General features: G+C 64.9%; 27 protein-coding genes. 9 read left to right on the top strand and 18 right to left on the bottom strand.

What is annotated here, in order from left to right:
• Positions 1-5: 5 nt before the first annotated feature.
• The 4 genes from KWG56_RS01850 to KWG56_RS01835 all read right to left on the bottom strand — a co-directional run bounded on the left by KWG56_RS01850 (position 6) and on the right by KWG56_RS01835 (position 4,103).
• A complete protein-coding gene (locus tag KWG56_RS01850) occupies positions 6-509 on the bottom strand; it encodes a hypothetical protein (RefSeq protein ID WP_201096977.1) in 504 nt (167 codons plus the stop codon).
• Between the two features lie 109 nt (positions 510-618).
• Positions 619-1,854: an MFS transporter gene (locus KWG56_RS01845; protein WP_219353514.1), complete on the bottom strand. Its 1,236-nt coding sequence runs from the start codon at positions 1,852-1,854 to the stop codon at positions 619-621.
• Positions 1,855-2,039: 185 nt separating this feature from the next.
• Positions 2,040-3,329 carry an MFS transporter gene (locus KWG56_RS01840; RefSeq protein ID WP_219353513.1) on the bottom strand — a complete coding sequence of 430 codons (1,290 nt, stop codon included), beginning with the start codon at positions 3,327-3,329 and terminating at the stop codon, positions 2,040-2,042.
• 87 nt (positions 3,330-3,416) lie between these two features.
• Complete coding sequence (locus KWG56_RS01835) at positions 3,417-4,103, bottom strand: 2-keto-4-pentenoate hydratase (RefSeq protein WP_244999602.1); 687 nt, start codon at positions 4,101-4,103, stop codon at positions 3,417-3,419.
• 295 nt (positions 4,104-4,398) lie between these two features.
• Between KWG56_RS01835 and KWG56_RS01830 the strand changes: the two genes are divergently transcribed.
• The 4 genes from KWG56_RS01830 to KWG56_RS01815 all read left to right on the top strand — a co-directional run bounded on the left by KWG56_RS01830 (position 4,399) and on the right by KWG56_RS01815 (position 8,302).
• Positions 4,399-5,463: a LacI family DNA-binding transcriptional regulator gene (locus KWG56_RS01830; RefSeq protein ID WP_201097249.1), complete on the top strand. Its 1,065-nt coding sequence runs from the start codon at positions 4,399-4,401 to the stop codon at positions 5,461-5,463.
• Positions 5,464-5,594: 131 nt separating this feature from the next.
• Positions 5,595-6,440 (top strand): 5-dehydro-4-deoxy-D-glucuronate isomerase, encoded by an 846-nt coding sequence (gene kduI / locus KWG56_RS01825; protein WP_201096970.1) that lies wholly within the window; start codon positions 5,595-5,597, stop codon positions 6,438-6,440.
• Between the two features lie 24 nt (positions 6,441-6,464).
• Positions 6,465-7,223 (top strand): 2-dehydro-3-deoxy-D-gluconate 5-dehydrogenase KduD, encoded by a 759-nt coding sequence (gene kduD / locus KWG56_RS01820; RefSeq protein WP_219353511.1) that lies wholly within the window; start codon positions 6,465-6,467, stop codon positions 7,221-7,223.
• A 20-nt stretch (positions 7,224-7,243) separates the two neighbouring features.
• Positions 7,244-8,302 carry a sugar kinase gene (locus tag KWG56_RS01815; RefSeq protein ID WP_219353510.1) on the top strand — a complete coding sequence of 353 codons (1,059 nt, stop codon included), beginning with the start codon at positions 7,244-7,246 and terminating at the stop codon, positions 8,300-8,302.
• A 3-nt stretch (positions 8,303-8,305) separates the two neighbouring features.
• On the opposite strand, the gene dxs is transcribed toward KWG56_RS01815, so the two are convergent.
• From dxs to KWG56_RS01785, 6 genes are all read right to left on the bottom strand, one after another.
• Complete coding sequence (gene dxs / locus KWG56_RS01810; RefSeq protein ID WP_219355381.1) at positions 8,306-10,219, bottom strand: 1-deoxy-D-xylulose-5-phosphate synthase; 1,914 nt, start codon at positions 10,217-10,219, stop codon at positions 8,306-8,308.
• 54 nt (positions 10,220-10,273) lie between these two features.
• Positions 10,274-11,179, bottom strand: a complete 906-nt coding sequence (locus KWG56_RS01805; RefSeq protein WP_201097244.1) for a polyprenyl synthetase family protein — start codon at positions 11,177-11,179, stop codon at positions 10,274-10,276.
• Positions 11,180-11,184: 5 nt separating this feature from the next.
• Positions 11,185-11,535 carry a tRNA-binding protein gene (locus tag KWG56_RS01800; protein WP_219353509.1) on the bottom strand — a complete coding sequence of 117 codons (351 nt, stop codon included), beginning with the start codon at positions 11,533-11,535 and terminating at the stop codon, positions 11,185-11,187.
• Positions 11,532-11,783 carry an exodeoxyribonuclease VII small subunit gene (locus KWG56_RS01795; RefSeq protein ID WP_219353508.1) on the bottom strand — a complete coding sequence of 84 codons (252 nt, stop codon included), beginning with the start codon at positions 11,781-11,783 and terminating at the stop codon, positions 11,532-11,534. The genes KWG56_RS01800 and KWG56_RS01795 overlap by 4 nt, the downstream gene beginning before the upstream one ends.
• 48 nt (positions 11,784-11,831) lie before the next feature.
• Positions 11,832-12,494 carry a histidine phosphatase family protein gene (locus KWG56_RS01790; protein WP_219353507.1) on the bottom strand — a complete coding sequence of 221 codons (663 nt, stop codon included), beginning with the start codon at positions 12,492-12,494 and terminating at the stop codon, positions 11,832-11,834.
• A 167-nt stretch (positions 12,495-12,661) separates the two neighbouring features.
• On the bottom strand, positions 12,662-12,979 hold the full coding sequence (locus KWG56_RS01785) for a winged helix-turn-helix transcriptional regulator (protein ID WP_280638390.1): 318 nt from the start codon (positions 12,977-12,979) through the stop codon (positions 12,662-12,664).
• Between the two features lie 156 nt (positions 12,980-13,135).
• Here KWG56_RS01785 and KWG56_RS01780 point away from each other — a divergent pair, with 156 nt between their 5' ends.
• From KWG56_RS01780 to KWG56_RS01760, 5 genes are read left to right on the top strand one after another with little or no spacing between them, the layout of a single operon-like run.
• Positions 13,136-14,140, top strand: a complete 1,005-nt coding sequence (locus tag KWG56_RS01780; RefSeq protein WP_219353505.1) for a zinc-binding alcohol dehydrogenase family protein — start codon at positions 13,136-13,138, stop codon at positions 14,138-14,140.
• Positions 14,141-14,156: 16 nt separating this feature from the next.
• Positions 14,157-14,684, top strand: a complete 528-nt coding sequence (locus KWG56_RS01775; RefSeq protein ID WP_219353504.1) for a GNAT family N-acetyltransferase — start codon at positions 14,157-14,159, stop codon at positions 14,682-14,684.
• A 49-nt stretch (positions 14,685-14,733) separates the two neighbouring features.
• Positions 14,734-15,402, top strand: a complete 669-nt coding sequence (locus KWG56_RS01770) for a hypothetical protein (protein WP_219353503.1) — start codon at positions 14,734-14,736, stop codon at positions 15,400-15,402.
• A gap of 28 nt (positions 15,403-15,430) precedes the next feature.
• A complete protein-coding gene (locus KWG56_RS01765) occupies positions 15,431-16,609 on the top strand; it encodes a vWA domain-containing protein (RefSeq protein WP_219353502.1) in 1,179 nt (392 codons plus the stop codon).
• A 44-nt stretch (positions 16,610-16,653) separates the two neighbouring features.
• Positions 16,654-17,154: a hypothetical protein gene (locus KWG56_RS01760; RefSeq protein ID WP_219353501.1), complete on the top strand. Its 501-nt coding sequence runs from the start codon at positions 16,654-16,656 to the stop codon at positions 17,152-17,154.
• A gap of 60 nt (positions 17,155-17,214) precedes the next feature.
• Here the strand turns inward: KWG56_RS01760 and KWG56_RS01755 are convergent, their stop codons facing one another.
• From KWG56_RS01755 to flbD, 8 genes are all read right to left on the bottom strand, one after another.
• Positions 17,215-17,391: a CsbD family protein gene (locus KWG56_RS01755; protein ID WP_201096952.1), complete on the bottom strand. Its 177-nt coding sequence runs from the start codon at positions 17,389-17,391 to the stop codon at positions 17,215-17,217.
• Between the two features lie 84 nt (positions 17,392-17,475).
• Complete coding sequence (locus tag KWG56_RS01750; RefSeq protein ID WP_219353500.1) at positions 17,476-17,919, bottom strand: NUDIX domain-containing protein; 444 nt, start codon at positions 17,917-17,919, stop codon at positions 17,476-17,478.
• A 14-nt stretch (positions 17,920-17,933) separates the two neighbouring features.
• On the bottom strand, positions 17,934-18,974 hold the full coding sequence (locus tag KWG56_RS01745) for a sensor histidine kinase (RefSeq protein ID WP_219353499.1): 1,041 nt from the start codon (positions 18,972-18,974) through the stop codon (positions 17,934-17,936).
• Positions 18,971-19,396, bottom strand: coding sequence for a response regulator (locus KWG56_RS01740; protein ID WP_244999601.1), 426 nt, complete (start codon positions 19,394-19,396; stop codon positions 18,971-18,973). Before KWG56_RS01740 ends, KWG56_RS01745 begins: the two co-directional genes overlap by 4 nt.
• On the bottom strand, positions 19,393-20,901 hold the full coding sequence (locus KWG56_RS01735; protein WP_244999600.1) for a sensor histidine kinase: 1,509 nt from the start codon (positions 20,899-20,901) through the stop codon (positions 19,393-19,395). The genes KWG56_RS01740 and KWG56_RS01735 overlap by 4 nt, the downstream gene beginning before the upstream one ends.
• A gap of 149 nt (positions 20,902-21,050) precedes the next feature.
• Complete coding sequence (gene flhA, locus KWG56_RS01730; RefSeq protein ID WP_373274038.1) at positions 21,051-23,156, bottom strand: flagellar biosynthesis protein FlhA; 2,106 nt, start codon at positions 23,154-23,156, stop codon at positions 21,051-21,053.
• Entirely contained in the window at positions 23,149-24,018 is an 870-nt protein-coding gene (bla, locus tag KWG56_RS01725; protein ID WP_244999599.1) for a class A beta-lactamase, read from the bottom strand. Before bla ends, flhA begins: the two co-directional genes overlap by 8 nt.
• Before the next feature lie 28 nt (positions 24,019-24,046).
• The gene (flbD, locus tag KWG56_RS01720) at positions 24,047-25,471 is read right to left on the bottom strand and encodes a sigma-54-dependent transcriptional regulator FlbD (RefSeq protein WP_219353496.1); all 1,425 of its coding nucleotides are present in this window, start codon (positions 25,469-25,471) and stop codon (positions 24,047-24,049) included.
• Positions 25,472-25,478 lie beyond the last annotated feature (7 nt).

Raw genomic sequence — 25,478 nt, 5'->3', positions numbered from 1 at the left:
TTCCGTTAGCGCGCGGCCTGAGCCGCTGAAACAATCCGCATCAAGTCCGACAGGCCCGCCAGCCTGCGCGTGATCACAGCGGGGTCATAGGCCGGCGCTGTCGGCGTCACCGCCCAGCGCAGCAGTTGCTCGGTCATCCGCGCGGCGCAGTCGACCAGACGCGCCTCGTGCCGCGACAGATCGCTGGTCGCCGCGCCCGGACGGGGCGTCGCCAGCGCCAGGGCCAGAAACTCTTCCGCTGTCGTCATCAGCCCGACCGCCACCTCTGAGTGACAATCCAGATCCTGCTCGATGACCCGGACAGACCGCACCGCCGCCGCCAGATGTTCGTGGCTGATCGCCAGTGCGACAGGGAATGAATCAACCGGTTCGGCGCGATGCCGGGCCTGACGGATCAGGCCGCGTATCTTGTCGCTGGCCGTGACGGCGCCTTCGATCTCCAGCTCTGCCAGAAAGCTAGTGTCGTCTTCCGACAATCGAACGCTGAGGGGCGTAGTGAGAGAAGCCATGACACAGACGTAGCACAACGTAATACGTTCGTAAACACAGAACGTCGATCTGTATTCACCGTGCGACGCACGACCGCAACCGTCAATCTATCTTAAGGACGAAGCGTCCTCACCTGACCCGCCGGATCGCCGCCAGAGCCAGAGTGGCGCAGGCGAAGCAGGCGACTGCGGCGAAGAACAAGCTGCGGAAGCCGAAACCGAAACCTTCCAGCAGAACCAGGGCCGCCAGAGGCGCCGTCGCCTGCGGCAGGGTGACAGCCAGATTGATCAGGCCCAGATCCTTGCCCCGGTCCTCGGCGGACGGCAGCACATCAGTCATCAGCGCCATCTCGATGGAGCCGAACGCCCCCTGCCCCATGCCGTAGAAAACGAAGGCGACCACGACCAGCATCCAGTCTGGCGTCACGCCCAGCAGCAGCGCCGCCCCCGACAGCAACACCCCGCCGCCGATGCCCAGCAGCTTGCGCCGCCTGATGCGCGATCCGGCCAGGGCCACCAGGAAGCTGACGCCCAGCACCCCGATCAACGACACCGTCATCACCAGCGAATGCCCCGCCTCCGCCGTCTGGCCGGGATAGAGGTCTGCGTAACCAATGGCGTCGGCGATGTAATAGAGCAGGTAGAACGCCACCAACGAATAGCCCGTCGCGATCAGAAACCGCACCGCCCAGGCCAGACTGAAATCACGATTGGCGAAGGGCTTGAACAGGCTGCGGGGCGACAGACCTGAAGACAGCGCCCGCACCTCGCCCGGCGGCGGGGCGTCTTCGCGTGACAGCAGGGCGAACGGGATGGTGGCCAACAGCACGATGCCGCCAAGCGTGGCGAACCGCGCCGTCTCGCTCTGCGGGCCCCAGGCCATGATGACCGAGCCCATGGTCACCGCCAGCGGATAGGCCATGCCCAGGACCCCCGACATGACGCCCCTGCGATTATCCGGCACCCGATCCGCGAACAGGGCGATCAGCGGCGCCAGCAGGACATTGAACGCCAGTTGGAAACAGACCAGCCCCACCACCATCATGAAGGGCGTCCTGGACCACAGCAGCACCGCATAGCTGGCCACCGTCAGCACAGCCCCGACGATGATCCATGGCCTGCGCCGTCCGTGACGCGAGCGTGTCCGATCGCTGATCGCCCCGCCCAATATGTTGCCGAACCCGGCCGCGACGCAGCCGTAGAAGATGGCCTGACTGAAGATGGCGGCCTTGGCGGCGGGGTCGATGGCCGCCGCATGGACCGGCGCCAGAATCTGCAGCAGGGGCGCAACTCCCAGGAAGGCGCCGATATAGGCGATGGCATAGCTGATCAGGAACGCGGGCCCGACCGGGCGGCGCTCTGACATCGACGGGTTCGCCGCATTCGCGGTCGTAGATCCCTGGTGTTCCCTCACCCGCCGATGATGGCACGTCTCACGCAAAAAAGAAGCGGCGCCGGGAGAGGAATCCCGACGCCGCTCGCACGGCATAAAATCCGCGTCAGAGGGGGGCTTGTTGCGGCCGGTCTAAAAGCGTCCCGCCGCGCATCTCATCAGACCTTGGCCAGCGCATATTTCGGCGACAGCAGGTGAACGGCCAGAAGCGCCAGCAGATAGGCCGAGGCCGCCACGATGAAGATGGGCGTATAGGTGCCGATCTGATCCAGGATGTAGCCCGCGTACTTGGCCATCGCCATGCCGCCGATGGCGCCCAGCATCCCGCCGATTCCCACGACCGAACCCACAGCAGAACGCGGGAAGACGTCGCCGGGGAAGGCGTACAGATTGGCCGAGAAGCCCTGGTGCGCCGCCGTGGCCAGGCCGATGATCCCGACCGCCACCCACAGGTTCGAAGCCAGGGCCGCAAACGCCACAGGAACGGCGCACAGGGCGCAGATCAACATGGTCAGCTTGCGCGCATTATTGATGCTCATGCCGCGATGCATGAAGCGTGAGGACAGCCAGCCGCCGCCGACAGACCCCACGTCCGACAGCAGATAGATGGCCACGATCGGCGGACCGAAGGTCTTCAGATCCAGTCCATAGGTCTTGCCCAGAAAGTCCGGCAGCCAGAACAGGAACATCCACCAGATCGGGTCGATCAGAAACTTGCCCAAGGCATAGGCCCAGGTCTCGCGCACAGTCAGCAGCTTGGTCCATTTGACCTTCTCGACCGTGTCCGCCGGGTCCTGTTCGATATAGGCCAGTTCGGTGGCGGACAGCTTCTTCTGTTCCCGCGGACGACGGTACATGAGCAGCCAGATCGGCAGCCAGATCAGGCCCAGCAGGCCAGTGATGACGAACGCCATCTGCCAGCCGAAGGCCAGAACCAACCCGGGCACGATCAGAGGCGTGACGATGGCGCCGATATTGGTGCCCGCATTGAACAGGCCGGTGGCCAGGGCGCGTTCCTTCTTGGGGAACCACTCGGCGACCGCCTTGATGCTGCCGGGAAAGCCGCCCGCCTCACCCGCGCCCAGAACCACGCGCGCCATGATGAAGTGCGACAGGTCCCGCGCACCGCCATGCAGGATATGGCCGATCTGCCAGATGCCGAACGCGACGCCCAGGCCCCAGCGGGCGCCGATCTTGTCCATGATCCGGCCCCACAACAGGTAGGCCACGGCGTAGGACGCCTGGAACCAGAAGACGATGTCCGCATAGTCCGTTTCGGACCAGCCGAACTCGGCGGACAGGGTCGGCTTCAGGAAGCCGATCATCTGCCGGTCGACATAGTTGATGACCATGGCCGCAAACAGCAGCCACATGATCACCCACCGGTACTTGCCCGGTGACGGCGCCTTGATCTTGATCGGCGCCGCCGCGCTCGAAGCGTCAGTCATGGTACTCTACCCGTTCCTGTATTTCCTCGGCGCGCCCCGTCTCTTCTGCCGTCTGCGCGGCGGGCGGGTTCGCGTCTGATGATGTCTTTAGCTCTGCTCCGCCCTCACGACTGAGCAGTGGATTTCAGCGATGCCCTTGAAGACGCAGACCGCCTCGTCGCCGGCATGGACGCGGTGAACCCCGGTCACGGCGCCGGTCGAGACCAGTGTCCCGGCCTTCAGCGGACGCCCCCAGCGCGCGCAGTGCTCCAGCAGGAACCGCACGGATTCCAACGCCCCGCCCGCCAGCGACCGGGCGCCGCCTGTACCGACGCTGGCGCCATTGACCACGGTCTCGACCTCGATCTGATCCATCCGCTCGCGCCAGTTCTCCAGTTCGGGTCCGACGATCAGGCCGCCATTGTTGCCGAAGTCGGAGGCCACGACCGCCGAGCCCAGATCATTGATCGCGGCCAGCGGACTGCCCGCCAGTTCGACGCCGATGAAGACCTTGTCGACGGCCTCGGCGGCCTCTTCGATGGTCCAGTCGATCTTGGCCGGATCGGCGTCCGCGCCGATCCGGGCGATGAACTCTGATTCGACCGCAGCGAACCCGCCTTCGATCTCGGGCAGGGGAACGACCGTGTCGCCGGCCGTGGGCCAGACGTTGCGGGCGAAAATGGCCCCGGCCACCCGGTGCGCACCCAGCTTGTCCTGCTGCGCGGGCGGCACGCCGCCGACCTTCCAGCCGACGACCTCGTCGGGAAACAGGCCGATGGCGATGTCTTGAATCACGTAGGATTGCGCCAAGGTTTCTGGAATTTGTCCAGGATATTCAGGCGTATGACGCACCTCCAGACGCGCGGAGACAAACTGCTGCGCAATCGCCGCGGCCTCGGCGGGAACGTCGGAATCTTTGGCGGCCGTCACGCTCATAGGACGCGGCTCGCGAGAGGGGAAATCAGGATCAAGGGGGAACGCCTCGTGAATGGACGCCGATATGAACGGCGAAGGAAACCGGTGTCAATGCCGTTTCAAACCTTCTGTTGGCGTCGTCCGCCCGTCCCGGCTATTCCTCTTGTTCGACAAAATGGGAGGAGCCGCCTTGGCTCATGACGATCCGCGCCCTGTTAAGCCGGGCAAACGGGCTACGATCAACGACGTCGCGCGGATTGCGGAAGTCTCCAAGAAGACCGTCTCGCGCGTCATCAACCAGTCGCCCTTCGTGCGTGAGGACACGCGCGAACGCGTCAACGCCGTCATCAAGGAACTGGGCTTTATCCCCGATCCGCAGGCGCGAGGACTGGCTTTCCGCCGGTCCTTCCTGGTCGGCATGATCTACGACAACCCCAGCCCGACCTATGTCGTGAACATGCAGCAGGGGGTTCTGGATGCACTGAAAGGTTCGGGCCTCGAACTGGTCGTGCACCCGTGCCAGCGCACCTCGCCGACCCTGTTGGAGGACATCCGGGGCTTCGTCGAGCGCCAGCGCCTGTTCGGCGTCATCATGCCGCCGTCCATGTCCGAAGACGAAAACGTCATCGCCCTGCTCAAGGAACTGGACACCCCTTACGTCCGCATCGCTTCGGTGGCGCTGGACGAACCCCAGGCCATGGTCGTCACCAATGACTGGATCGGCGCCGCAGAGGCCGCCTATCACCTGGCTGATCTGGGCCACCGCAGGATCGCCCTGGTGCGCGGCCTGGACCTGTTCCGGTCATCCCAGACACGCGGCAAGGGGTTCAGCGACGCCCTGGCCGAACGCGGCATCCCCCTGCCCCCGGAATACGACATATACGGCGCCTACACTTTTGAATCAGGCATCGAGGCGGGTCACCAACTGCTGTCCCTGCCCGAACCGCCGACCGCCATCTTCACCCTGAACGACGACATGGCCATCGGCGTGATGCAGGCGGCGCGTGATCGCGGGCTGGAGCTGCCGCGAGACCTGTCCATCGTCGGTTTTGACGACCTGCCCATGGCGGCGCGGGTCTGGCCCAACCTGACCTCAGTTCGCCTGCCGATCCGCGACATGGGCCGGATGGCGGCCGAGAAGCTGCTGGCCCCGATGCGCGGCATTGATCCGGCCCAGTTGAAGCAGCCGACGATCCGTCCCGCCCTGATCGTGCGCAAGTCCGCCCTGCCCGCAGCCTGATCATCGACTTCGGCCAAAGAAGTCTCGACGGCGCTTGTCACCGACTCTGACACCGGTTACCTAGTCGCTCATCAGGAGGTCGAAAACGGTCGCCTCAAGACAAGACGCACAGCGCAAGCCAGGGAAACGGCATGTACGACAAGGTTTATCAGGCCACCCATCCGGACATGATGGACGGCGCCTCCAACCAGCAGCTGCGCGACCGCTATCTGGTCGACGGCCTGTTCGTTCCGGGCGCGGTCAGCCTGAACTACACGCACAATGAGCGCATGGTCATCGGCGGCGCAGCGCCCGTCGACGGCGCCCTGGCCCTGCCCAGCCATTCCGAGCCGCCGTCCCTGGCTGGAAAGCCCTTCCTGCACGCCCGCGAACTGGGCGTCGTCAACATCGGCGGCGCAGGCGCAGTCACCGTGGACGGCCAAACCATCGACCTGGACTTCCAGGACGGCCTCTATGTGCCGATGGGCTCGACCGAGGTCAGCTTCACGTCCAAGAACCCGGCTGAACCGGCCCGTTTCTACCTGATCTCGACCCCGGCTCACGCCCGCTATGAACTGACCAAGATCTCGATCAGCGAAGCCGTGCCGCTGGAGATGGGTTCGCTGGAGACCTCCAACGAGCGCACCATCTATCAATACATCGTCCCGGCCAAGGTGAAGTCCTGCCAGCTGCTGTTGGGCGTGACGGTGCTGAAGCCCGGCTCGGTCTGGAACACCATGCCGCCGCACCTGCATGACCGCCGCTCCGAGGTCTATCTGTACTTCGGACTGGGTGAGAACGACCGCGTCTTCCACTTCATGGGCGAGCCGGACAAGGCGCGCCACATCGTCATGGCCGACGGCGAAGCCGTCATCAGCCCCCCGTGGTCGATCCACATGGGCTCGGGCACGTCCAACTACACCTTCATCTGGGGCATGGGCGGCGAGAACCTCGACTACACCGACATGTGCAAGCTCGACATCTGTCAGCTCAAGTAACTGAAGAAACGGGGAGAAAACATCATGAGCAATCCGTTTGACCTGACCGGCAAGGTCGCACTGGTCACTGGCGGCAATGTGGGCCTGGGCCAGGGCATCGCCCTGGCTCTGGCCGAGGCGGGCGCCGGCATCGTCTCGGTCGCCCTGTCGGATTCCGACGACACGGTCGCCCAGGTTCAGGCCATGGGTCGCCGCGCCGCCGCCATCAGCGCCGACCTGACCTCGATCGAGCCGGTCGAGCGCGTGGTTCAGGAAGCCCTGGCCGCCATGGGCCGGATCGACATCCTGGTGAACAACGCCGGTCTGATCCGCCGCGCCGACGCGGTCGACTTCTCCGAAGCCGACTGGGATCTGGTGATGAACATCAACCTGAAGACGGTCTTCTTCATGAGCCAGGCGGTCGCCCGCCATTTCATCAAACAGGGCGACGGCGGCAAGATCATCAACATCGCCTCCATGCTGTCCTTCCAGGGCGGCATCCGCGTGCCGTCCTATACGGCGTCCAAGTCGGGCGTCGCCGGCCTGACCAAGCTGATGGCCAACGAATGGGCGCCGCACGGCATCACCGCCAACGCCATCGCCCCCGGCTATTTCGCCACTGCCAACACCCAGGCCCTGCGCGAGGACCCGGTGCGTTCGGCCGAGATCCTGGGCCGCATCCCCGCCGGTCGCTGGGGCGAGCCTTCGGATCTGGGCGGCGCCGCCGTCTTCCTGGCCAGCCGGGCGTCCGACTATGTCCAGGGCGCCATCCTGCCGGTCGACGGCGGCTGGCAGGCGCGTTGATACCAGACTAGCGTTCCGACATGACCAAAACCGCCTCGGGTTCCTCGGCTGCCGCCGATACGATTCTCTGCTTCGGCGAGATGCTGCTGCGGCTTTCGCCGAACCAGAACGAACTGCTGCTGCAGTCCCCTGCCCTGACCGTGCGTCCGGGCGGGGCCGAGGCGAATGTCGCCGTGTCCCTGGCCCGCTTCGGCGCGCCGACCCGCATGGCGACGGTCCTGCCCGATAACGCCCTGGGCCACGCCGCCCGCGACGAGGTGCGCAAACACGGCGTCGACACCAGCCCCATCGTCTTCACGCCCGGACGGATGGGCCTGTATTTTCTGACGCCCGGTGCCGTGCGCCGCCCGTCAGAAGTTCTCTATGACCGCGCAGGGTCAGCCTTCGTCGAGCATGTGAACACCGCCTTCGACTGGGACCGGCTGCTGGACGGCGTTGAATGGCTGCACGCCTCGGGCGTCACGCCCGCGACCGGGCCCAACGGCTCAGCCGCCGCCGTCGCCATCATCGAGGCCGCTGTCCGCAAGGGCGTCAAGGTCAGCTATGACGGCAATTTCCGCGGCAAGCTGTGGGAGCAGTGGGACGGCGATCCCCCCGCGACCCTGGGCCGGATGCTGGCGGGCGCTACTGTCGCCTTCGCCGACGACCGTGACTTCGCCCTGGTGCTGAAGACGAAGTTCGACAGCCCCGACCCGGCCGAGCGCCGCCGTCAAGCCGCCGCCGCCGCCTTTGACGCCTTCCCCCGCCTTGAGCGCATCGCCTGCACCCTGCGGGTTCAGGACAGCGTCGCAGACCAGGCCCTGTCCGCCGTCATGCTGACGCGCGGAACCGACGGCGTGATCGAAACCCAGACCGACGCCATCCACCTGACCGGCGTCATCGACCGCGTCGGCGGCGGCGACGCCTTCGCCTCGGGGGTTCTGTTTGGCCTATGGAGCGGCTGGCTTGATCATCAGGCGCTGGAATTCGGCTTGGCCGCCGCCGGCCTGAAACACTCGGTCCCCGGCGACTTCAACCTGTTCTCCGCCGCCGATGTTCAGGCCGCGATGGGCGGCGGCGGGTTCGATATCCGCCGCTAGGCGTCAGGCCCTAGCCGCCCGCGTCGCATCAACGCCCAGTGCGGTCAGCGACGCTGCGGCGATATGTTCGGCGTTCAGACCGGCCTTGGCGTACATGGCCACAGGCGAATCCTGATCCTGGAAGATGTCGGGCAGGTTCAATGTCCGCACCTTCAGGCCGCGATCCAGCGCGCCCTTCTCGGCCAGAAGCTGCAGCACGAAGGCGCCGAAGCCGCCCATGGCGCCCTCTTCCACCGTGATCAGGCACTCGTGTTCGCGCGCCAGACGCAGGATCAGATCGGCGTCCAGCGGCTTGGCGAAGCGGGCGTCGGCGACGGTGGCCGACACGCCCTTGGCCGCCAGGATGTCCGCAGCCTTCAGGGATTCCTGCAGCCGCGTGCCCAGCGACAGGATGGCGACCGAGGCGCCTTCGCGCACGATCCGGCCCTTGCCGATCTCCAGCGGGGCGGCCAGTTCGGGAATCTCCACGCCCACGCCGTCGCCGCGCGGATAGCGGAAGGCGCTGGGCCGGTCGTCGATGGCCAGGGACGTCGAAATCATCGCCGCCAGTTCGGCCTCGTCCGCCGCGGCCATCAGCACCATGCCGGGCAAGGCGCCCATGAAGCCGATGTCGAACGATCCCGCATGGGTCGAACCATCCGCGCCGACCAGACCGGCCCGGTCCATGGCGAACCGCACCGGCAGGGACTGGATGGCCACGTCGTGGACCACCTGGTCATAACCGCGCTGCAGGAAGGTGGAGTAGATGGCGCAGACCGGCTTCATCCCGTCCGCCGCCAGACCGGCCGCAAAGGTCACCGCGTGTTGTTCGGCGATGCCGACGTCATAGGTCCGCTCGGGGAAGGCCTGACCGAATAGGTCCAGCCCGGTGCCGCTTGGCATGGCCGCCGTGATCGCCACCACCGACGGGTCGATCCGGGCGTGTTTGATGAGTTCCGTGCCGAACACCTTGGTGTAGCTGGGCGTGTTCGAGATCGGCTTGGCCTGTTTGCCCGACACCACGTCGAACTTGACCACCGCATGCAGCTTGTCGGCGCTGGATTCAGCGGGCGCATAGCCCTTGCCCTTCTGGGTCACCACGTGGACCAGAACGGGCCGGTCCTCGATGGCCGCCGCCTTCTTCAGGATCGGCACCAGATTATCCATGTCGTGCCCGTCGATCGGGCCGACGTAATAGAAGCCCAACTCCTCGAAGAAGGTGCCGCCGGTCACCATGCCGCGCGCATATTCCTCGGCCTTCTTGGCCGCCTTGCGGAAGGGGCGCGGCAGGTGCTGCGCCACCGATTTGCCCAGCCGCCGCACGTTCTGATAGGCGCCGCCCGACACCAGACCCGCCAGATAGGCGCTCATCCCGCCGACGGGGGGCGCGATCGACATGTCGTTGTCGTTCAGAATGACCATCAGCTGGCCGCTTGTGGCCTCGGCCGCGTTGTTCATCGCCTCATAGGCCATGCCCGCCGACATGGAGCCGTCACCGATCACGGCCACAACCCGGTTCTTCTCGCCCTTCTGATCGCGCGCGGCGGCGAAGCCCAGGGCGGCGCTGATCGAGGTCGAGGCATGGGCCGCGCCGAACGGATCGTATTCGCTCTCGCTGCGCTTGGTGAAGCCGGACAGGCCCCCGCCCTGGCGCAGGGTGCGGATGCGGTCACGCCGTCCGGTCAGGATCTTGTGTGGATAGCACTGATGGCCGACATCCCAGATCAGGATGTCCTTGGGCGTCTCGAACACATGGTGCAGCGCCGTGGTCAGCTCGACCACGCCCAGACCCGCGCCCAGGTGCCCGCCCGTCACCGACACGGCGTCGATCGTCTCGATCCGCACCTCGTTCGCCAGCTGCTTAAGCTGGGCGATGTCGAAGCTCCGCATGTCAGCAGGAATCTTGACGGTGTCGAGCAGGGGGGTGTCAGGCATCAGCGGAACCTTGAAGGTCTTCTTGTCGTAACCCGCGTCCACGGGTCAGGTTTCCTATCAGGACCGACGCTTTAATACAAAGTCCACGCTCGCCTTGAGGGTTTCGGCGTCCTGGCCGAATGGCTCCAGATGCGACCGCGCCTGATCGGCCAGATGCGCGACCCGTTGTCGCGCCGCCTCGACGCCCAGCAGGGTGACGAAGTTGGTCTTGCCCAGGGCCGCGTCCTTGCCGCCCGCCGCCTTGCCCATTTCCTCAGCCGAGCCTTCGACATCCAGCAGGTCGTCGACGATCTGATAGGCCAGCCCCACATCGTGCGAGAAGCTGATCAGGGCGTGCTGATGCTGGGCCGAGGCGTCGGCGATGATCAGAGGAATCTCGAAGGCATAGGCGAACAGGGCGCCGGTCTTCAGGCGCTGCATACGCGCCACCCCGCCCAGATCGTCACGCACGCCCAGCAGATCGATCATCTGACCGCCCGCCATGCCGCGCGCACCCGAAGCCAGCGACAGCCGCGCCGCCAGTTCACAGCGGATGGCTGCATCCTCGTGGGTGTCTTCGTGCAGGATGATGTCGAAGGCCGCCGTCTGCAGCGCATCCCCCGCCAGCACCGCCGTCGCCTCGTCGTAGGCGCGGTGGACGGTCGGCCTGCCTCGGCGGATATCGTCGTCATCCATGCACGGCAGGTCGTCGTGGACCAGACTATAGGCATGCACGCATTCCAGCGCGCAGGCGGCGCGCAGCACCGAGCGTTCGTCGATGTCGAACAGGCGCGCAGCCTCCAGCGCAAAGAACGGACGCAACCGCTTGCCCGGCCCCAGCGCGGCATAGCGCATGGCCTCGGTCAGACGCGATTCCGGCCCCTCGGCGCGCGGCAGCAGTTCGTCCAGCGCCACGGTCACCAGATCGGCGACCTCTGCGACCCGGTCGATCACGGCCTGCTCGGGCGAGTTTGCAGCGATCACATAAGTCAAAACAGCCGCCCGCCCAGAGGAAGTTCACGATCCACCCCGACCAGCACGACCTCGCCGTCTGCATCAGGAAAGCCCAGGGTCAGGACTTCGGATTTCACCGGCCCGATCTGGCGCGGCGGGAAGTTGACGACAGCGGCGACCTTGCGGCCTTCCAGCTGTTCGATGGTGTAGTGACGGGTGATCTGGGCCGAGGATTTCCTGATCCCGATCTCGGGGCCGAAATCGATCTGCAGCTTGAACGCTGGCTTGCACGCCTCGGGGAAGGGTTCAGCTTTCACGATCTGGCCCACGCGGATGTCGACCTTCAGAAAGTCGTCAAAGCCGATGATTTCGGCGAGGCCGCTCATTCGAACGACGCCGGCTCGGCGCCCTTGGCCTGACCATCAGGGCCGACCACGATCTTTTCGACACGTAGTTGCGCCGCCTTCAGGCGCGCCTCGCAGTGCGCCTTCAGCTTTGCGCCTTCCTCATAGAGGGCGATCGACTCTTCCAGCGGCGCCTGGCCTGATTCCAGGCGCGAGACGATGGTTTCCAGACGCTGCAGGGCGTCTTCGAAGCTGAGATCGGCGGGGATGGCGGCGGCGGTGTCGGTCATGGCGGCGGACCCTAAAGGGGGTCGTCGGCCGCATCAATCTCAGATGCGCTATCGCTTTTCGTATCGACGCTGCGACCAGTATTTGAAGCCCTGGTTCTGAACCAGCTTCCAGCCGTCCGCCTTCAACCGCGCGCCGACCATGTGGTTGAAATAGCCGTGGGCGAAAACCAGCACGTCTTCGCCGCTTTCGGCGCGTGCGATCAGCTTCTGCGCCGCCTGTTCGGCCCGCGCCTCGGCCTCGACGCGGGTTTCCTGGCCGCCATGATTGTTGAAGGCATGCCACCAGAAGCGCGACACCACGCCCCACCAGCGCGGCGACAGCTTGAACCAGTTCGGGAACGGCGGCGGCGGCAGAGGCGCCTCGATGAACATGACGTCCGTCACCACCTCGCGCCCTGCGGCGACCGCGGCGGCCGTCTCCTGCGCGCGCAGACGGGTCGAGGCGTAGATGACCCCCGCCCCCTGCGCCGTCGCCATCAGGGCGTCAGGCGGGGTCTGACCGGCCAGCAGCCCGCCGATCTCGTACCGGGCCCACCAGTCGCCATACTCGCGCGCCGTGATCATGCATTTGCGCGACAGGGCCGGTTCCCCGTGACGGGTCAGGATGATGGCGCCCGGCCGCACGGCCGCCTGCACGCCGGGCGACGCGGTCGTCTTCGGGTGCGACACGGACGGTTCGGTCGAATCGAGGGACAGGGCGGGAACAGACATGACGAGCGGACGAACCTTTATTCTCAAGGCTTTAGGCGTCCTCAGTCCTCCCCCAGCGTGGCAATATGCGCGGCCGCAATACGACCTTATCCGCTAAGGTGGTAACCGCCCTCGCGCCCCGACACAACCTCGCCTTAACACCGGCATTGCACAGCCGTGTGAACAGATCAGCCCTTGCCGTCGTAGGCCGTCGCCCCTTCGAGCCTCAGATGCGCCTCGCCCCAGGTTTTCAGGGCGGCGATGACGGGCGCCAGCTGCATCCCAGCATGGGTCAGACGGTACTCCACCTTGGGCGGCACCTCGGCATAGACGGTGCGCAGCACCAGCCCCGCCGCCTCCAGCTCCCGCAACTGTTTGGTCAGCATCCGCTGGGTGATGCCCGGCGTGAACCGTTTCAGCGCATTGAACCGCAAGGTGCCGTCCAGCAGGTGAAAGATGATGATCCCCTTCCACTTGCCGCCGATCAGATCCAGCGCGGCGTCCACGACGCACTCCTCCTGCGTCACGGTACGCAGGGGAATACCTTTGGCTTGGGCGTTCACAGTATACATTTGGATACTACATACCAAAAATGAGCGTTCTTGCAGTGATGATACTATAGGCCGATCTGTGTCGCGACGAGACAGCCACAGGAGATCGTCATGAAAGCCATCGGCACGACGCGGCCACGCCCCATCACAGATTCCTCCGCCTTGATCGCCTTTGACGCCCCCGAACCGACCCTGCGGCCCCGCGACCTGTTGGTTCAGGTCAAGGCCGTCGGCCTGAACCCCGCAGACGCCAAGGTGCGCGCCAGCCGCCAACCCGAGGATGGCAAGCCCAGCATCCTCGGCTATGACGCTGCGGGCGTAGTCGTCGGCGTCGGTTCCGAGGTCAGCCTGTTCAAGGTCGGCGACGAGGTTTTCTACGCCGGTCAGATCGACCGCCCCGGCTCCAACGCCGAGCGTCAGGCGGTGGATGAACGGATCGTCGGCCTCAAACCCAAATCCCTGACCTTTGCAGAGGCCGCCGCCCTGCCCCTGACGGCGATCACGGCGTGGGAGTTGCTGTTCGACCGCATGAAGGCCGGACGCGACGAGGATGAAACCCTGCTGGTCGTCGGCGGCGCAGGCGGCGTCGGCTCGGCCCTGATCCAGATCGCGCGCGCCACCACGAATCTGCGCGTCGTCGCCACCGCCTCTCGCCCCGAAACCCGACAATGGAGCCTCGATCTGGGCGCTCACGCCGTCATCGACCACTCTGGCCCTATCGACGAAGCCCTGGCCGCCGCCGGCGAACGCGCGCCCAAATACATCGCCTCCTTGACCCAGACGCCCAAGCATTTTTCGGCTCTGGCCCGCGCGATTGCGGTTCAGGGCGTCATCGGCGCCATTGATGACGCAACCGGCGTTGCCGTCACCGAGTTGCAATACAAGGCGGCCGGCTTTGTCTGGGAGGTCATGTTCGTCCGCCCGGTGCACCAGACCCCCGATATGATCGCCCAGCACAATCTTCTGACCGAAGTGTCGCGCCTGGTCGATGCGGGCGCCATCCGCACCACCCTGACCAGGAACCTCGGCCCGCTTACACCTCAGTCGCTGCAGGAAGGTCATCGCCTGATGGAAAGCGGCGCAACCATCGGCAAGGTCGCCTTGGACGGCATCTGACGCTAAGGGGCGGGTCATGACCGAGCCTGTGATCCGCCCCGCCCGCCTCGATGACGCCGCCGCCCTTGGGGCGCTGGGCCGCCAGACCTTCATCGACACCTTCGTCACCGGCTTCGGCATCCCCTACCCGAAGGCGGATCTAGAGGCGTTTCTGGACACCAACTTCGATCTGGCGCCGATGCAGAAGAAACTGGTCGAGCCGGGCTGCGCCTGGTGGGTCGCGGATCGGGATGGCGAACTGCTGGCCTTCGTCAACGCCGGCCCCAACGGCCTGCCTCATCCCGACGCGCACCCCACTCACATGGAACTGCGCCGCCTCTATGTCGCCAAGACCGCCCAAGGCCTGGGTCTAGGCACTAAGCTGCTGACGCTTGCGCTGGAATGGATGCAGGCCAACACCGACGGCCCGCTGTGGATCGGCGTCTGGAGCGGCAACCTGAAGGCCCGGAAGCTCTACGGCGCCTACGGCTTCGAGAAGGCCGGGGAATACCGCTACCCCGTCGGCGACTGGTTCGATGACGAGGTGATCTTGCGACGCGGATAGACGTTCGACGAACCGCGTGCTTCTCTTTCAAAAACAGGAGGAGTTCAGGGTGTTCCACCGCGTCGCTGCAATCGCTCTTACGCTGGCCGCCTGTTCTGTAACGGCCCATTCTCAGGACGTAACGCCCGCCGAGAAACCGCCCACGGTTGAAGAAATCGCTGCGGCCCGGTCCTACGCCGACCAGTTGATTGTGACGGCCCACGCGGCGCTTCACTTCGAGAACATCACCACCGACGCAAGCCCAACGGTCCGCCACAAGGCCAGCGGCATGACGTGCGCCTTCTCGAACCCCGAGTATGACAAGATCACCATCTATCCCGCTCAGGGCTTGATAAGAGAAGGCGATGATGTGGGTTGCAACACCCGCCTGCTGGAAGTCGACTTCAGCAACTACGCCACACGCTACGCGTATCAGTTCAGCGAAGAGGCTATAATTCAGGACGCCATGCGCGCGATCGTGCAGCGATGGCCGGGCGCAAAACCCCATACCGAGGGGCTGATGACGGCCTCCGTCAACGAGGCGACGCCTCAAAAGATCGCTGCCTATGACATCGAGGTTGGCGACCGTCCCATGCTCACGCTCGTTCTGGTGACGCACCAGGGCGAATGGAGCTTCAAGGGACGTGTGACGGGCCCCTCGCAAGGGGATACGCCGACAAACCTGTTGGGCGCGCTCATGTTCTCGCGCAGCCTGCCTGCGGAGAAAACCACTCCCTAAAGCCTGCACTTTGCGGCATTAAGAGCCCATGCTCCTGCCCTTCTTCTCTGCCCTGCGTGACGCCAAGGTTCCGGTGTCGATGAAGGAATGGCTCCATCTGATGGAGGCCATGGACCGCGATGTCGCCGGGCGCGAGGTCGAGGCGTTTTACCACCTGTCGCGCGCCGTTCTGGTCAAGGATGAGAAACACTACGACCGCTTCGATCAGGTGTTCGGCACGGTGTTCAAGGGCGTCGAGACAGTCGGCGCGGGCGAGGATCTGACCACCGACATTCCCGAGGACTGGCTGCGGCTGCTGAACGAAAAATACCTGTCCGATGAGGAAAAGGCCCAGATCGAGGCTCTGGGTGGGTTCGACAAGCTGATGGAGACCCTCAAGGAGCGGCTGGAAGAGCAGAAGGAACGCCATTCAGGCGGCTCAAAATGGATCGGCACGGGCGGCACCAGCCCCTTCGGCCACGGCGGCTATAACCCCGAGGGCGTGCGCATCGGCGGGCCGGGTCGGCATGGCCGCGCGGTCAAGGTCTGGGAGAAGCGCGAGTTCAAGAACCTGGATGACACGGTCGAACTGGGCACCCGCAACATCAAGGTGGCCCTGCGCCGTCTGCGCCGTTTCGCCCGGCAGGGAGCGGCTGACGAACTGGATATCGACGGCACCATCGACGGCACGGCGCGCCAGGGCTGGCTGGACATCCAGATGCGGCCCGAGCGGCGCAATACGATCAAGGTGCTGCTGTTCCTGGACATCGGCGGCTCGATGGACGGCCACATCAAGATGGTCGAGGAGCTGTTTTCTGCGGCCAAGACCGAATTCAAGAACCTGGAGTTCTTCTACTTCCACAACTGCCTGTACGAAGGTGTCTGGAAGGACAACCGCCGTCGCCACACCGAGCGCATCCCGACGTGGGAGGTGTTGAACAAATACCCCGGCGACTGGCGCGCCATCTTCGTCGGCGACGCCACCATGTCCCCTTATGAAGTCACCATGCCCGGCGGTTCGGTCGAGCACTGGAACGAGGAGGCCGGCGCCGTCTGGATGAAGCGCGCCCGCCAGCAGTGGGACAAATCCGTCTGGCTGAACCCCGTCGCCGAACGCTACTGGAGCTACACCGCGTCAGTGGGCCTTCTGAACGAGATCATGGATCACCGCATGTATCCGCTGACGCTGGAAGGCCTCGACAAGGCCATGCGCGCTCTGACAAGGTGACGCCCGGAGCCGGGGGGCTTGCTGTCACCAGAGGGGATTGCCCGATGATCGCCGCCGCTATCGCCACGCTGTTTCTGATGCAGCAACCCGCCCCGACCATCGTTTGGGAAACGCCAGCGCCGGAAGTCCCCGCAGAGGCGCCTACACCCGCGCCGCACAATGTGCCCGACTGGGGCGTCGCTGATCCCTTTGGATTCGAGCGCGCCCGCTGCAACCCCATCATACGCGGCGACAAGCCGCTGGATGTCTGCCAGGCCGAGGTGCGGACCCAACTGGCTCTTGCTCTCGGCGACAAACTGCCAGACGCCCTGCGTCCCGTCGGCATGGCGGATAACTGCCAGATGCGCAGGAATGAGGCGGACGGCTCGGCCTACGCCGTTCTGTGCGCGCCCCCGCCCCGCTCGACCATCACCTCTTCCGTGCCGCAGGAAATGGACTGCCGCAGCCGCCCGGACCGCAATGGCGGCGGCTTCACCTCCGAATGTCGCCCCGTCAGCGGCGCAGAAGAAAAAGGCGCCTCGATCAAACTCTGGGGCAACGACTGATCGGACGCACAAACGCCGCCCGCTTTCGCGGACGGCGTTTCGACTGCTCAGGAATGGCGCCTATTTGCCGCGAAGCGCGTCCTTGGCTCCGCCTACGGCGTTCTGCACCTTGCCGGCGACCTGATCGGCCTTGCCTTCGGCTTCGAGCTTGTGATCGCCCGTGACCTTGCCAGCCGCTTCCTTGATTTTGCCGCCGATGTTCTTGGCGGCGCCTTCGATACGATCGTGATCAGCCATCAGAAATCTCCTGCTACAGGCGCCGTCGGAATGACACCGCGTTCGAGAAGAAAACGAGATCAGGCTCGGGCCGTTCCGTAAGGCTCAGCTTGCGCGGCGCAGCCACACCGCCACCGCCCAGGCATGGGAATCGTGTCGCAGCCGCGACAGGGCGAAGGTCGGGTCCAGCCAGACCAGGGTATGATCCTCTTCGCACCGGGCGTCCGGGTCTTCACCCGTCACCTTCACGGTCCAGAAACCGCCGACGCTCTTGATCGGTTCGTTGGTCGAGCGGCGGAAATACTGGGTCGCCTCGGTGATGCGGTTCTCCGGCGCAATACTCAGCCCGGTTTCCTCGGTGAACTCGCGCACCAGGGCCTGGACCTCGCTCTCCTCCACATCCACCCCGCCGCCCGGCAGGTCGAAATAGGCGCCGTCAGGCCGCTCAACCCGCACGCAGGCGATCAGACCGTCGCGCTCGGCTATGCCGAACGCCGTGGCCCGATGACGGTATTCAAGAACAGGATTACGAACGCCGAACTGCAACATGAACCGACTGGACCTTAGAGGTCGAACACCAACTGGGCGCGAACGCCCTTGTGGGCGCCATCATATTCGACGCCCGAACGCAGGCCAGACGCCATGGCGGAAATGATCTTGCCGCCCAGCCCCGTGCCCTTCGGCTTGCCCAGTCCCAGACCCGGCCCGTCGTCTTCGACCGTTAGAATGGCCCGCCCGTCATCGCTGGGCTTCATCTGGATGCGGATCTCACCGCCCTGACCCGGCGCATAGGCGTATTTGACGGCGTTGGTCACCAGCTCCGTCACGATCACCCCCAGCGACACCGCCTGATCGGTCGAAACCGACAGCGGCGACGCCTCCAGGATCAGGCGAGGCGAACCGTCGTCCGGCCCGATGGACTTGGACAGTTCATCCATCAGTCCGCGCAGATATTCGTCCATGGCCACGCGCGACATGTCGCCGGACGTGTAGAGGCGCCGGTGCACATGGGCGACGGCCTCGATCCGCGCCTGGGATTCCCGCAGCGCGTCCTTGGCGCCCTGGTCGGACACGTGACGCATCTGCAGCGACATGAAGCTGGACACCAGCTGCAGCGAATTGCCGACGCGGTGGTTCACTTCCCGCAGCATGGCCTCGGCCCGGTCGCGCGCCAGTCGGATTTCATCCTGCGCCCTGTCGTTGTCGCGCTGCAGACGACGGCGCACGACCGCATCCTCCAGCGCCGAGCGCAGCAGGGAGGTGAAGTCCTCCGACACATCCTTGATCACATAGTCCGCCGCCCCGGCCCGCAGGGCCGCCACCGCCAGACGGCCTTCCTGCGCGCCCGTCACATAGACAACCGGCGGCGGGGCATTCAGCGCCATGATTTCCGGCAGCACATCCATGCCGTCACGCGTCGGCATATAGTGATCCAGCGCGCAGACGTCGTATTCGTGCTGCTTGAGCAGGCTCAGGCCTTCGTCACCATCAAAGGCGCTGGTGACCACATATCCTTTACGGCTCAGTTCCTTCTCGACCAGCCGGGACAGGCCCCGGTCGTCGTCGATGTAGAGCAGGCGGATGGCGCCGGTGTTTTCGCTCACTCGATCTCCGGGGCCTGGATCACCGACAGGAACAGGCCCAGCTGGCGGATCGCGCCTGCGAAGGACTCATAATCCACCGGCTTGGTGATGTAGACGTTGCAGCCCAGATCGTAGCAACGCTGAATTTCAACCTTGTCGTCTGTGGTGGTCAGAACAACCACGGGTGCGCGGCGCAGACGTTCATTGCCTTTCACCTTCTCCAGAATGTCGGTGCCAGACATATCCGGAAGGTTCAGGTCCAGAAGGATGAGCAACGGCCCATTCGTCAGCACCTCTTCACTGAAGAGATATTCGATTGCTGCGCCGCCTTCATCGAAATGCTTGATTTCGTTGTTGATATTCGCGCGACGAATATTCTTTTCGATCAGCTTGGCATGACCGTGGTCATCTTCGACCATGACGATTTTAACAGGATGCGTCACAGCGCGGCTCCAGGTTCTGACAGATTCAATCGTTTGGGGAATTTCAGCAGGAAAGTCGAGCCCTTGCCGAGCTCGGACTCAACATCAATCGTGCCGCCGATACGGCGAACACTATTACGGACAAAGGCCAGCCCTAGCCCCTCTCCGGTGCGATCTTGTTTACCGGAGCGTCTGAACAGCTCGAATATGCGTTCATGGTCGCGCGGAGCGATCCCACGACCGTTATCGGCGATGCGATAGACGATGAAATTGCCCGGCGCCTCTTCGCCAGAGACCACGATCTCGCCGGGACGCTCGGAATCCAAATATTTGACGGCGTTATCAATCAAATTGCCGACAATCTGTTCCATGGAAAGCCGATCGCTTTCGATGCTCGGCATCTGCTGGACCGTGATCTTGGCGCCAGAGGCTTCGGTCTGGTGATGCACGCTGTTGGCGATCCCCTGCGCCATGGCCGTCATGTCCAGCGTCTCGGGCTGCAGGTTGCGCCGCCCTTCACGCGACAGTTTGAGGATGGCGTTGATCAGCCGGTCCATCTTCTCGGTGGAGGCGCGGATGAAGCCGATGGCCTCGGGCATGTCCTCACGGACGGCCACGACGACCTCCTTGTCGACCTCGCGCTCCTTTTCAGCCTCGGCGATGGCCTTCTCGACGATCTTGCCCGCCTGCTCCAGTTCGGAGGTGTAACCCATGACGTTGACCAGCGGCGCGCGCAGGTCGTGACTGACGATATAGGCGAAGCGCTGGATTTCCTCATTGGCGCGCATCAGGTCGCCGGTCCGTTCCAGAACCGTCGCCTCCAGCCCCACGTTCAGAGCGTCCACCTGCTCGCGCGCCGCCTGGATTTCCGCCACGTATCGCCGGACCATCCAGGCCGACAGGATCGCCAGGATCACCACCAGAATCGCCGCCAGCGCATCCATGATGACCGTCAACATCCCAGACTGCTGGGACGACCGCGTGCGCTCGGCGATGCGGTTGGACTTGGCCTCGTCGAATTGATCCACAGTTGCGCGCATGTCATCCATGAAGCGCTTGCCTTCGCCCGAGCGCACCGACTGGATGGCCTCGCCGATCCGCCCCTCGCGCGCCATGGCCAGCGTCGCATCCATCTCGGCGAACTTGCTGTCCGCCAGGCTGTGCATCCGTTTCACATAGGTGTCGAGCTCGGGATCCTTGGCCGCCGTCTCCTCCAGGAAGACCAGCGCAGGCTCCATGTCGTGCCGGGCCTCTTCGAACGGCTGCAGGAATTCGCTGCGCCCCGTCAGCAGAAAGCCGCGCTGCGCCGTTTCCGCGTCCAGCATCGCGATCATCACCGTGCGCGACGCCCGCCGCATCAGCTGGGCGTGCTCAATCGTGGCGTTCACCTTGGCCGTTCGCTGAATCATCACGAAGGTGCCGACGTTGACCAGCAGCAGCAGCGCAAACGCCAGCACCAGCAAGGCCGTAATCGACCGCACCAGCGACGGCGTCCGCAGAAAATCGCTGAATCGCGACAAGCTCAAGCTTGGTCTCGTTGTCATGAGCGAAGCATTAGCGTTGCTTTGTCGAAGGTCAAACAAGGGTTGTGCACGGCAGGTCTCTCCACCCAGTCAAAAGCATGGGGGTTAAGGTTTGTTGATGGCTCGCCCAACTATGGCCGCGCGTCGCCTGTTCAGACCTGCCCCAGGGTCCTCAAGCGCGCCTTGGGATGGATCTCGTTCTGGCTCATCACCACGGTCTGGCCGCGGAAGCGTTCGATGATGGAACGGACATAGGGGCGGGTCTGCGGTCCGGTCAGCAGCACGGGATTTTCGCCCATCATCGCCACCCGCTCAAAGGTGTCGCGCACCGAGCGGATGAAGTCCTGCAGCCGTGAGGGCGCCATCGCCAGTTGCTTGTCTTCTCCGCCGCCGATCAGGCTCTCGGCGAAGGCGGCCTCCCATTCCGGCGACAGGGTCACGATGGGCAGGGCGCCGTCGCCGCCCTGATGCTGCCAGCACAGCTGACGCGCCAGACGGGCTCGGACGTGTTCGACCAGAGTGGTGACGCTGCTGGAGTGCGGTGCGGCCTCGGCCAGGCCTTCCAGAATGGCGGGCAGGTCGCGGATCGACACCTTCTCGCGCAACAGCACCTGCAGGACGCGCTGCAGCGTGGTGACCGTGACCACGCTGGGCACCAGTTCCTCGACCAGCTTCTTCTCTTCGGGCCCCAGTTCCTTCAGCAGCTTCTGCACTTCGCCATAGGACAGCAGGTCCGCCATATTCTCCTTCAGGATCTCGGTCAGGTGCGTGGTCAGAACCGTGGACGGATCAACCAGCGTATAGCCGTGGAAGGTCGCCTCTTCGCGCAGGCTCTCATCGATCCAGGTCGCCGGCAGGCCGAAGGTCGGCTCCTTCATATGTTCGCCGGGCAGCTCAACCTGGCGCCCAGCCGGGTCCATGGCCATCAGGTGGCCCAGACGCACCTCGCCCGCGCCCGCGTCCATCTCCTTGATGCGGATGGCGTAGCCCTGGGTCGGCAGGCGCATATTGTCCAGAATGCGCACCTGCGGCATCACGAAGCCGTACTCCTGCGCCAGTGACCGACGCAGCGCCTTGATCTGATCGGTCAGGCGACGCCCCTCCAGATCATTGATCAGGCTCAGAAGTGAATAACCCAGCTCGATCTTGACCTCGTCGATGGTCAGGACGTTGGAGATCGGCTCGTCGACCTCCGGCTGCGGCTTGGCGGCCTCGATCTCGGCCTCGGTCGGTTTGGGCTTCAGACGCTCGCGCCCCAACCGCCACGCCATATAGCCAGAGCCCAGCGCCAAGGCCGCAAATGGGACCAGCGGCATGCCGGGGATCAGGCCGATCAGGCCCGCCGCGCCCGACACCACGCCCAACGACACCGGGTTGGTGGCCAGTTGCGTCACCATGGCCTTGTCGGCCGTGCCTTCGACGCCAGCCTTCGACACCAGGAAGCCTGCGGCGATCGAGATGATGATGGCCGGAACCTGGGTCACCAGGCCGTCGCCCACCGTCAACTGCACATAGGTGCTGGCGGCCTGGGCGGCGGGCATCCCGTGTTGCAGGGTGCCGATCAGCATCCCGCCGATGACGTTAATGAAGGTGATGATCAGGCCCGCGACCGCGTCGCCGCGCACGAACTTGGACGCACCGTCCATGGCGCCGAAGAAGGTGGATTCCTGCTCCAGCTCCTTGCGGCGCAGCTTTGCGCCTTCTTCGGTGATCAGGCCGGATGACAGATCGGCGTCGATGGCCATCTGCTTGCCGGGCATCGAGTCCAGGGTGAAGCGGGCCGACACTTCGGCGATCCGGGTTGAACCCTTGGTGATGACGACGAAGTTCACCACCAGGATGATGGCGAAGATGATCACCCCGATGATGAAATTGCCCCCCATCATCAACTGACCAAAGGCGTTGATGACCTGACCCGCCGCGTCGTGACCTTCCTGACCGTGCGTCAGGATCAGGCGCGTCGAGGCCAGGTTCAGGCCCAGGCGGAACAGGGTCGAAACCAGCAGCACCGTGGGGAAGATGGCGAAATCCAGCGGCCGCTTCATCATCACGGCGGTCATCAGGATCAGCACGCTGGACACCAGCGAGATCGCCAGCAGCAGGTCCAGAAGCATCTTCGGGACCGGCAGGATCAGCAGCATGATCACACCGATCACGCCGACCGCCATCAGGACTTCGCCGCGGTTCAGCCAGCCCAGAACATCACGCCCGGTCGGACGGGCCATGCCGTCCTTCATCATGATCGGGGCGTCAGCCACGGCCCAGCGCCTTCAGGGCGCGGCGGGCGGCGTCGGCGATGACGGCGTCGCGTTGATCATCGGTCGCCTCGACGGCGCCGCTGAAATAGGCGGCCATGATGATCGGCGCGCCAGTCGACGGCGTCAGCATGCCGATGTCGTTGGTCGCGCCGTTCGATCCCGTCCCGGTCTTGTGCGCGATGGTCCAGCCCGCAGGCGTCGCCGCCTTCAGCCGGCCCGGCCCGGTCGGCGAGGCGATCAGCCAGCTCTTCAGCAGGGCGTCATGCTCGGGCGTCAGCCGCGTGCTGGACGCCATCAGCTGGATATTGGCCAGGGTCTGTTCCGGCAGACAGGTGTCGCGCGGGTCGTTGGGCAGGGCGGTGTTCAGGTCCGGCTCCAGGCGCGAAATCAGGGTGGTGGTGTCGCCGAACGTCGGCCACCACGAACGCCATACGGCGATTCCGCCCATTTCCCGGATCAGGATGTTGGCGGCCGGATTATCGCTGACCTCGACCGCCGCCTGCATCAACTGGCGAATGGTCAGGGTGCGCCCGACGGCCTTTTCAGTGACGGGCGCGTGGGGGATCATGTCGGCGGCGGTGATCCGCACCGTGCGGTCCAGATCTTCCTCGTCGCGCTGGATGCGCTCGAAGGTCGCCACCGCCAGGAAGGCTTTGAACGTCGAGCAGAAGGCGAAACGCTCCTGCGACCGCCACAACAGCCGACGTCCGCTGCCCATGTCCAGGGCGGCGAAGCCCAGCCGCCCGCCGTGCCGCGCCTCCAGATCGGACAGGAAGAAGTCCTGCGTCTGCTCGTCGGCCTGCGGCTTCTTGCGCTCCGGATAGCAGGCCGCCAGCGTCAGCGCGCCTGAACCGACGATCAATGACCTGCGATCGAAGCCTCCACTCATATCAGGCCGCGTAGCCTGAGGCCGACACGCCGCTCTGGGGCGCCGGGATGGCCGTGCCCTCGTCGGCATATTCGTTCAGCTTGTTGCGCAGGGTGCGGATGGAGATGCCCAGGATGTTGGCCGCATGGGTGCGATTGCCCAGGCAGTGATTCAGGGTGTCCAGAATAAGCGTCTTTTCCATCGCCGCCACGGTCTGACCGACAAAGTTGCGGGTCACCGCATCCGCCGCCTGAGCCGCCCGCGCCGCGACGCCGCCGCCGTAAGGGCTGTCGTGCCCAACCGGCGCCGCATGGCCGGTCATGCCGGACGACGAAGGGTTCAACGGCTGGCCGTCGGGCAGGCGAATGGCGTCCACGTCGATCTCTGCGCCGGTCGCCAGCAGAACCGCGCGGTGCATCGCGTTCTCCAGCTCGCGGACGTTGCCGGGCCAGCGGTGCGCGGCGATGGCCTCACGCGCCTTGGCCGAGATCGGACGCACCGGCACGCCGTTGGCGGCGGCGTATTTCTTGACGAAATGATCGGCCAGCACGCCGATGTCGCCGGGACGCTCACGCAGGGACGGCAGGCGCAGGTTCACCACGTTCAACCGGTACAGAAGGTCCTCGCGGAACACGCCCTCGGCCACAGCCTTGGACAGATCGCGGTTCGAGGTGGCGATGATGCGGATATTGACCGGCACGGGCTTGGAGCCGCCGACGCGGTCGATGACCCGCTCCTGAATGGCGCGCAGCAGCTTGGCCTGCAGCCGGGCGTCCATCTCGCTGATTTCGTCCAGCAGCAGGGTGCCGCCGTCGGCTTCTTCGAACTTGCCGATCCGGCGCGCCACGGCCCCGGTGAAGGCGCCCTTCTCATGGCCGAACAGTTCGGATTCCAGCAGGTTGTCGGGAATGGCGGCGCAGTTGACGCTGATGAAGGGGCGTTCCTTGCGGCGCGAATTCTCGTGCAGGTAACGGGCCATAACCTCCTTGCCGACGCCGCTTTCGCCGGTGACCAGGATCGAGGCTTCCGAGCGCGCGACCTGATCGGCCAGCTGCAGCACGGCCTTCATCGACGGATCGGCCGAGATCATCGGCTTTTCGTCGTCCGCCACCGCCGACAGGACGGCGGCGATCAGATCCGCATCAGGCGGCAGGGGGATGAACTCCTTGGCCCCGGCGCGGATGGCGGCGGCGGCTTCGCGCGCATCGGCGTCTACGCCGAAGGCCACCACCGGCACGGTGATCCGCTCAGCTTCGTTGGCCGCAATCAGGGCGGCGATGTCGAGCTGATAGTCCACCATCAAGAGGTCAGCCCCCTGCCCCCGACGCAACTGCTCGGTCGCCTGATCCGCACGTTCGACGTGGTTGACCTTGGCGCCGTGCGCCATGGCCATCTTCACCGCCGAAGCCAGTTGTCCGCTAAGTCTGCCAACCACCAGAAGACGCATTGTTCTT

The sequence above is a fragment of the Brevundimonas nasdae genome (assembly GCF_019395145.1).
Taxonomy (GTDB): Bacteria; Pseudomonadota; Alphaproteobacteria; order Caulobacterales; family Caulobacteraceae; genus Brevundimonas; species Brevundimonas nasdae.
The sequence above is the reverse complement of the archived record's forward strand: the minus strand, read 5'-3'. Positions and strand labels throughout refer to the sequence as shown.

Bases quoted from the DNA above. Each gene is read 5' to 3' on its own strand.
- KWG56_RS01830 (WP_201097249.1), top strand. From the start codon at position 4,399: ATGGGAGGAGCCGCCTTGGCTCATGACGATCCGCGCCCTGTTAAGCCG.
- KWG56_RS01845 (WP_219353514.1), bottom strand. From the start codon at position 1,854: ATGTCAGAGCGCCGCCCGGTCGGGCCCGCGTTCCTGATCAGCTATGCC.
- KWG56_RS01780 (WP_219353505.1), top strand. From the start codon at position 13,136: ATGAAAGCCATCGGCACGACGCGGCCACGCCCCATCACAGATTCCTCC.
- KWG56_RS01795 (WP_219353508.1), bottom strand. From the start codon at position 11,783: ATGACCGACACCGCCGCCGCCATCCCCGCCGATCTCAGCTTCGAAGAC.
- KWG56_RS01775 (WP_219353504.1), top strand. From the start codon at position 14,157: ATGACCGAGCCTGTGATCCGCCCCGCCCGCCTCGATGACGCCGCCGCC.
- KWG56_RS01765 (WP_219353502.1), top strand. From the start codon at position 15,431: ATGCTCCTGCCCTTCTTCTCTGCCCTGCGTGACGCCAAGGTTCCGGTG.
- KWG56_RS01800 (WP_219353509.1), bottom strand. From the start codon at position 11,535: ATGAGCGGCCTCGCCGAAATCATCGGCTTTGACGACTTTCTGAAGGTC.
- KWG56_RS01840 (WP_219353513.1), bottom strand. From the start codon at position 3,329: ATGACTGACGCTTCGAGCGCGGCGGCGCCGATCAAGATCAAGGCGCCG.
- kduD (WP_219353511.1), top strand. From the start codon at position 6,465: ATGAGCAATCCGTTTGACCTGACCGGCAAGGTCGCACTGGTCACTGGC.
- KWG56_RS01755 (WP_201096952.1), bottom strand. From the start codon at position 17,391: ATGGCTGATCACGATCGTATCGAAGGCGCCGCCAAGAACATCGGCGGC.
- KWG56_RS01750 (WP_219353500.1), bottom strand. From the start codon at position 17,919: ATGTTGCAGTTCGGCGTTCGTAATCCTGTTCTTGAATACCGTCATCGG.
- KWG56_RS01850 (WP_201096977.1), bottom strand. From the start codon at position 509: ATGGCTTCTCTCACTACGCCCCTCAGCGTTCGATTGTCGGAAGACGAC.
- kduI (WP_201096970.1), top strand. From the start codon at position 5,595: ATGTACGACAAGGTTTATCAGGCCACCCATCCGGACATGATGGACGGC.
- flbD (WP_219353496.1), bottom strand. From the start codon at position 25,471: ATGCGTCTTCTGGTGGTTGGCAGACTTAGCGGACAACTGGCTTCGGCG.
- KWG56_RS01790 (WP_219353507.1), bottom strand. From the start codon at position 12,494: ATGTCTGTTCCCGCCCTGTCCCTCGATTCGACCGAACCGTCCGTGTCG.
- KWG56_RS01760 (WP_219353501.1), top strand. From the start codon at position 16,654: ATGATCGCCGCCGCTATCGCCACGCTGTTTCTGATGCAGCAACCCGCC.
- KWG56_RS01815 (WP_219353510.1), top strand. From the start codon at position 7,244: ATGACCAAAACCGCCTCGGGTTCCTCGGCTGCCGCCGATACGATTCTC.